This window comes from Mesorhizobium sp. M7A.F.Ca.CA.002.05.1.1, assembly GCF_003998335.1.
In the GTDB taxonomy this organism is placed as follows: Bacteria; Pseudomonadota; Alphaproteobacteria; order Rhizobiales; family Rhizobiaceae; genus Mesorhizobium.
In genome coordinates, this window is the sequence record NZ_RZQI01000441.1 from 1 (window position 1) to 4,864 (window position 4,864).

Sequence of the window (4,864 nt, forward strand, 5' to 3'; positions counted from 1 at the left end):
CCGCTGAAGACGCTGCAGGATCTCAGGGGCAAGAAGGTCGCCTATCTCACCGGCACGGTGCGGCATTCGAACTTCAGCAAGGCGCTGAACAGCGTCGGCCTGACCACCAATGACGTCGAAGGTCTGAACCTGCCGTTCGAGGCATCCGGCCCGGCGTTGCTGCGCGGCGATATCGACGCCATTGTCGAGACCGATTCGACGGCGGCCAAGCTGGTCGACACCGGCGAGGCGCGCGTCCTGTTCGACACCAGCACTCATCCGGAATGGAACGTGCCCAACGTCATCTCGGTCAACGGCGCCTTCGCGGCGAAATATCCCGATCTGGTCAAGCGGCTGCTGAAGGTCGATATCGAGATTTCGCGTTGGGCCGATGCCCATCCGGACCAGACGATCAAGACCTTTGTCGAGGCCACCAAGTCGTCGGAAAAATCCGTCCGCAAGACCTATGCCGACGGGGTGTTCCATCAGGATCCGAAACTCACGGACGGCGCGATCGCCGCCTTGCAAGGCGAGGAGAAATTCATGGCCAGCGCCGGGCTGCTGAAGGGCTCGATCGACTATGGCAAATGGGTCGACAAGAGCTTTGTCGATGGCGCCGCGGCTGAAGTCGCTGCCGTCCAATAGACTAGAAGCATCGAGCGGGCGGGCGCTTTGCGGCGCCGCCTCGTACAGGTCAAATCTCCGGGATGTTCTCCTTGAAGATCACCTGCAGCCTTGGTTGGTGCAGTTCATAGGGCAGTCCCCGGACCGCATGGATCAGGGTGTTGAGCGCTTCGCGGGCCTCGACGCGCGGGTTCTGGTCGATGACAGCGTCGAGCGTGCCGTCGAGCAGAAGGTCCTTGGTCCCGTCCGTCACTTCGTGGCCGAGGAAGACCATGGACTGGGCGCGGTCGCGCTCCTTGAGCGCGCGGGCGATGCCGGTGTTGCCGGCGCCGACATTGTAGATCGCGGCAAGGTCGGGGTGCCGCTCCAGCAGGGCCGATGCCTCCGAATAGGCCTTCTCGCGATCGTCGAGCATTTCGCGCATTTCGACGATCTGCAGATTGGGTGATTCCTCGGTCAGCACGTGGCGGAACCCCATCTCGCGTTCTTCGTGGCCGCGATAGGACAGCGAACCTGCGAACAGCGCCACCTTGCCCGGACGCCCCGATCCCATGAAGCGGTTGAGCAGATAGCCGGCCAGCCGCCCGGCGGCGCGGTTGTCGATGCCGATATACGCGACCCTGGGCACATGCAGGATGTCGGAAGCGATGGTCACCACCTTGATGTCGTTGGCCGACAGGGAGCGGATCGCTTCGCGCACCGTCGGATGGTCGAGTGCGATGACGCCGACGCCTTGCGTCTGTCCGCGCAGATCCTGCAGCAGGCGAGCGAGCCGGTCAGGATTGAAGCCCTCTATGGTGGCGATACGAACATCGAGGTCGGGCCGCGCCAGAGCCTGTGCCTCGATGTGGCGGTGCAGCATCTTGATGAAGGAATTGGTGCCGGCCGGCAGGGCGAAGTCGAGCCGGATGACCTCGCCGGGCGAGGGCCGTGGCGGCGTGCCGTTCGGGCCTTCGGCGATGTAGCCGAGGCGCTGCGCCATTTCGAGCACGATTTCCCGCGTGCGCGCCCGTACGCCGGGCCGGTTGTTGAGCACGCGGTCGACGGTGGCGGCCGAGACGCCGGCCTCCCGGGCTATGTCAGTCAGGGTGGAACGCACCGTCTTTCATCTCCTGCATGCGTCGGATCGGCTGGTGACGGCTTCCGCGTCATCGGCGATTCTGATGGGAAATGATGTATCCGCCCTTGGCCGATGTGCAAGCCGCCGGGCTAAATCAAATGGTCCGGCAGGGCTGCGCAGGGCCGGGAAGGGTCGGGTGCCCTCAAATTGAGGCATCCGGCTTGACGGATGGATCCCGTTTTTGTGCATTTTCCTTGCCCTATTGCGATGTTATGATGTGTTTTGATTATTTATGATGTTGACAGCCTTGCCATGCTGTCGTCAATATCCCTCATAAGGGTCGTGGAGGAAACGTGGCCCTGAGGGAGGAGTTTCAATGTCTGACTTGATCCGCATCTCGCGGCGCCGGCTGCTGGCATCTGGAGGAAAGGCGGCCGTCATGATGGCCGCTGCTGGTATCGCACCCCAATTCATTCGTCCCGGCCGTGCCTATGCGGCCGACGCGCTGGCGCCAGGCATGATCGGCGGCCCGACGGGCTTCGAAGGGGCCGAGCGCTACCAGTATGGCGCCGATACGCCGGAAGGCCGCGCCATCGAGGCGGCGAAGGCGCTGAAGGGCGCCGGCAAGGCGCCGACCAAGATCGTGCTCGGCCTGTCCGACGGCTCGATCGGCCAGCTCACGCAGCCGTTCCCGGCCGGTGCGCCGTCGATCAAGGAGCTGTGGGAAAAGGAAACCGGCATCGCGATCGAAATCGTCGGTCTGCCGAACGGCCAGGAATTCACCAAGACGATGCAGGACATCTCCACCAAGGGTGGGGCCTACGACATCTACTCGACCGAATGGAACCGCCTCGGCGACCTCGCCGAAACCGGCGGCATCGCCAAGCTCGACGACTTTGTCGCGCAGCATAAGCCTGAATGGGACGATCCCGTCAGCGGCTATGTCAACGGCGCCAAGGGCGTGTCGCTGCTCAACAAATACCGCGGCTCGAACTATGGCGTGTCGCTGGACGGCGACTTCCAGACTTGGGTCTACCGCACCGACCTGTTCGGCGACGAAGCCGAGAAGAAGGCCTTCAAGGACAAATACGGCTACGATCTGGCGCCGCCGAAGACCTGGAAGCAGCATGGCGACATCGCCGCCTTCTTCCAGCGACCGGACAAGGGCCTGTTCGGCTCGACCGACCTGCGCAACCAGGGCTGGGGCTACACGAACTGGTACCAGCGCTATGTCTCGATGGCTTCGCCCAACCAGTTCCTGTTTGGCGATGACGGCAAGCCGATGATCAATTCCGAGCAAGGCATCGCCGCCACCAACGAATATGTTGCTTCGCTCGCGCATCATTCGCCGGATGCGATCTCCTGGGGTTGGCCGGAGCAATACGGCAACTTCGCCAAGGGTGGTGCGGCGATGACCTGCGCCTTCTCCAACCTGCCGAAATTCCTCGACAATGCCGGCAACAAGGATTCAGCCGTCACCGGCAAGATCGGCTCGATGCTGCCGCCCGGCCGCGAGATCGGCGGCAAGCTGATCAGCCGTTCCGTGCTGTGGTTTTCGCTGACCGGCATGATCTCGTCACAGTCGAAGAACCAGGAGGTCGCCTACCTCCTGCTGCAATGGCTGGGCTCGGCCCGCATCTATGCCTGGATGAGTGCCAACCCCGGCGGTTATCTGGACCCGTTCCGGCTTTCGGACTTCTCCGATCCGCTGGTGCGCCAGACCTATCATGCCTACCACATGGACGTCGTGCGCGAGACGGTCGCCCGCACCGTGCCGACCATCAACTATCCCGGCGCGACAGCCTTCCACAATGCGCTCGACGAGAACCTGATGGCGGCGCTGACCAAGGCCAAGACATCGGAGCAGGCGATGGCCGACACCGAGGCAGAGTGGAAGAAGATCGCCCGGCGCACCGGCGAGGACAAACTGCTCGAAGCCATCAAGACCAACAAGGAGGCCTGGCCGACAGTTCTCGATCCAATCGTCTGATCCTTCTCCCTGGATCATATCGAAGGAGGGGAGGAGCCTACTTCTCCCCTCCGCCCACAACGCCACCAGCAAAGCCGCCAGATGAAGCGTTCCGTTCCTTTCCTGATATTCCGCTATGCCGCGATCTTCGCGGCCATGGCGGTGACGCTGGTGCCGATCCTGTGGATGGTATCGATGGCGTTCAAGCCGATCGCCGAATGGTCGGCGACCGGCGCCGAACTGACCTGGTGGCCGAAGAACCCGACGCTCAGCAATTTCCGTTTCGTGTTCGGCGAGTCGACCAACAATTTGATCGTCGCGCTCGACCGTAACGCGCTGAAGCCGATCCTCGCATCGCTGCTGTCGGCGGTTTTCGGCACGGTGATCGCCATGTCGGCGGGCACTGCCGCGGCTTATGGGCTGTCGCGTTTCGGCTCCGGCCAGAACCTGCCGCTGGCGCTGATCCAGCTCAGGATCTTTCCGCCGATGGCGGTCATGATCCCGGTGATGATCATGTGGGCTTTCCTCAACTTCACCGACAGCTGGTGGGGCCTGGCGCTGATCTACGGCATCGTCACCTTGCCGTTCGCCTTCTGGCTGATGAAGACCTTCTTCGACGACATGCCGCGCGAGATCGAGGAGGCAGCGCTTGTCGAAGGCTGTTCGCGGCTGCGCGTCTTCACCCGCATCACGCTGCCGATGATGCGCGCGCCGCTCGCCAGTGCCGCGCTCTTCGTCTTCATCCTCAACTGGTCAGACTATCTGATCGCGCTGCTTCTGACGACGCGCGAATGGGTGACCATCCCGGTCTACATGGCCTCGCTATCCTCCTCGATGACCGGGCAGCTCTATGGCGCCAAGGCGGCGCTTGGCCTGATCGCGGCCGTGCCGCCGGTCATCATGGGCATCGCCATCCAACGCCATCTGGTGCGCGGGTTGACGTTCGGGGCGCTCAAGCAATGAGCGCGGTGACTGCCATGACGTCCAAGGATGAGATGACAGCCGTCGGAGCAAAGCCGGTTTCGCGCGATGAGGGCGCAAGGCTGGGTTTTCGCCTGACATTGCCTGCGCAGATCCTGGTGCTGTTCATCTCGGCCTTCCCGCTGTTGATGCAGCTCTACATCAGCGTCACTGACTGGTCGCCGCTGTCGGGCACCGGCTGGTGGAACGCCTGGTCGATGTGGAACAGCTTTGCCAACTACACCGATCTCGCCGCCGACGCGCGCTTCTGG

At 62.9% G+C, this 4,864-nt stretch carries 4 protein-coding genes and 1 pseudogene; 4 read left to right on the plus strand and 1 reads right to left on the minus strand.

Features of this window, described 5'->3' with window-relative positions:
- The coding region (locus EN939_RS20975) for an aliphatic sulfonate ABC transporter substrate-binding protein (protein WP_127269505.1) at positions 1 to 624 on the plus strand (624 nt) is incomplete at its 5' end.
- A 49-nt stretch (positions 625 to 673) separates the two neighbouring features.
- Here EN939_RS20975 and EN939_RS20980 read toward each other — a convergent pair.
- Positions 674 to 1,702, minus strand: coding sequence for a LacI family DNA-binding transcriptional regulator (locus EN939_RS20980; protein ID WP_127269506.1), 1,029 nt, complete (start codon positions 1,700 to 1,702; stop codon positions 674 to 676).
- A gap of 337 nt (positions 1,703 to 2,039) precedes the next feature.
- Here EN939_RS20980 and EN939_RS20985 point away from each other — a divergent pair, with 337 nt between their 5' ends.
- The 3 genes and pseudogenes from EN939_RS20985 to EN939_RS20995 form a co-directional block, all read left to right on the plus strand.
- Positions 2,040 to 3,653, plus strand: coding sequence for an extracellular solute-binding protein (locus EN939_RS20985; protein ID WP_127269507.1), 1,614 nt, complete (start codon positions 2,040 to 2,042; stop codon positions 3,651 to 3,653).
- A gap of 81 nt (positions 3,654 to 3,734) precedes the next feature.
- Positions 3,735 to 4,595, plus strand: a complete 861-nt coding sequence (locus tag EN939_RS20990) for a carbohydrate ABC transporter permease (RefSeq protein WP_127269508.1) — start codon at positions 3,735 to 3,737, stop codon at positions 4,593 to 4,595.
- Positions 4,592 to 4,864, plus strand: a pseudogene (locus tag EN939_RS20995) (sugar ABC transporter permease); the annotation flags it as partial. The gene EN939_RS20990 and the pseudogene EN939_RS20995, both read left to right, overlap by 4 nt.